Consider the following 1,697-nt stretch of genomic DNA (forward strand, 5'->3'; position numbering starts at 1 on the left):
CCCGCCGTGCCGCCGCAGGGCCTCGCGAGCGGCGTCCCGCTTGGCGACCGCCATGGTGCGCGGACCGCGTTGCTCGGACCGGGCCTGCACGAACTGGGCTGACGCACCTTGCCCGCACGCAGCCTGCATTGCTGCGCCCGTATCATCCCCCGTCGCCTTCTGCTGGGGGGGTGCTGTCGGCGCCTGCACGCCCAGCATGTATTCCGGCAGATGTTCCAGTTGGATGAACCCGCGCTGGCACAGGATGAACGCGTACTCGACGATGTTCTCCATCTCACGCACGTTGCCGGGGAAGGGGTAGCGCAGCAGCAGGTGCAGCACGTCCTCGGACACTCCCTCTATCTCCTTGCCGCTCAGCAGGTTGCGCTGCGCCACGAAGTGATCAAGCAGCAGGGGGATGTCCTCTGGCCGCTCGCGCAGGGCGGGCAGGCGCAACATGACCACGTTCAGCCTGTAGTACAGGTCGCTGCGGAATCCCCCCTCGCCCGCAAGGCGTTCCAGGTCGCGGTTGGTGGCGGCGATGACCCGCGCGGGTGCTGCCTGGGGGCGCACCGCGCCCAGCGGCTCGTACGCCTTTTCCTGCAACACCCGCAGCAGCTTCACCTGCAAGGGCAGGGGCATGTCGCCTATTTCGTCCAGAAAGATGGTGCCGTCGTCCGCCAGGGCAAAGCGCCCCGGCTTGTCGCGCCGCGCGTCGGTGAACGCCCCGGCCTTGTAGCCGAACAGTTCCGATTCCAGCAGGTGTTCCGGCAGCGCCCCGCAGTTCACCCCCACGAAGGGCCTGCCCCGCCGGGGGCTGAGGTTGTGGATGGCCCGCGCGAACAGTTCCTTGCCGGTGCCCGATTCGCCCAGCACCAGCACCGGCGCATCGCTGGCCGCCACCTGCGGCAGGATCCCCAGCAAGCGGATCATGGCCGCGCTGCGGGTGACGATGTCCTCCACCGTGTGCTGGCCGTCCAGCTGCTTGCGCATCAGGTGCAGGGCGGAAAGGTCTCTAAAGGTCTCCACCCCGCCCATCAGCCTGCCGCGCCGGTCACGCAAGGGCGCTCCGCTGATGCTCACGGGCACCTTTCGGCCATCCGGGCGCAGGATGAACACCGACCGGTTGCCCAGCGGCATGTCCTGCTCAATGCACGCCCGCAGCACGCAGGCCCCGTCGCAAATGCTGGAATGGAACACGTCGCGGCAGCGCCTGCCCAGCGCCTCGTGCGCGGGCACCCCGGTAATCTCCGCCGCCGCCCTGTTGAATGAGGTGATGCGCCAGTCGAGGTCCACGGTGAACACGCCGTCGGCCACGCTTTCCATGATGGTTTCGCAGGATATGTCACGCGGCAGGGCCATGGTTCGCTCCTTTCCCGGCTGGGCGACACCCGGACGGGTGACGCCGCAAGACGATGTCGTTCGGTATGCAAGCACTCACATATCATATGGGCGCATTTTGCGCCCGCAGTTTTACGGTGCGGCTTATTGTCACCTTAACATACTGTGATCATTGCCTTAAACTTGATGGAACGGTTCATGCTGACCGGCGAGTGTGGCCGCGTGGCCACTGTTTCACCTGCAACCAGGAGGCGCATATGCCCGGCATGAACGGAACAGGCCCCATGGGGCGCGGACCCGGCACCGGACGCGGCATGGGCCGCTGCGGTGCGGCACGGACGCAAAGCGGGCAGGCAGGGCGGCCCACGGCCGACGCC

2 protein-coding genes are annotated in these 1,697 nt (G+C 67.2%); one reads left to right on the top strand and one right to left on the bottom strand.

Going from position 1 to position 1,697, the window contains the following annotated elements:
* Positions 1–1,341: sigma-54 interaction domain-containing protein (locus tag FVW20_RS14485; protein WP_231039130.1), on the bottom strand; the 1,341-nt coding region annotated here is incomplete at its 3' end.
* Positions 1,342–1,586: 245 nt separating this feature from the next.
* Here FVW20_RS14485 and FVW20_RS20160 point away from each other — a divergent pair.
* A partial coding sequence (locus tag FVW20_RS20160) for a DUF5320 family protein (RefSeq protein WP_372435005.1) occupies positions 1,587–1,697 on the top strand: 111 nt, incomplete at its 3' end.

This window comes from Nitratidesulfovibrio oxamicus (genome assembly GCF_015731765.1).
Taxonomy (GTDB): Bacteria; Desulfobacterota; Desulfovibrionia; order Desulfovibrionales; family Desulfovibrionaceae; genus Cupidesulfovibrio; species Cupidesulfovibrio oxamicus.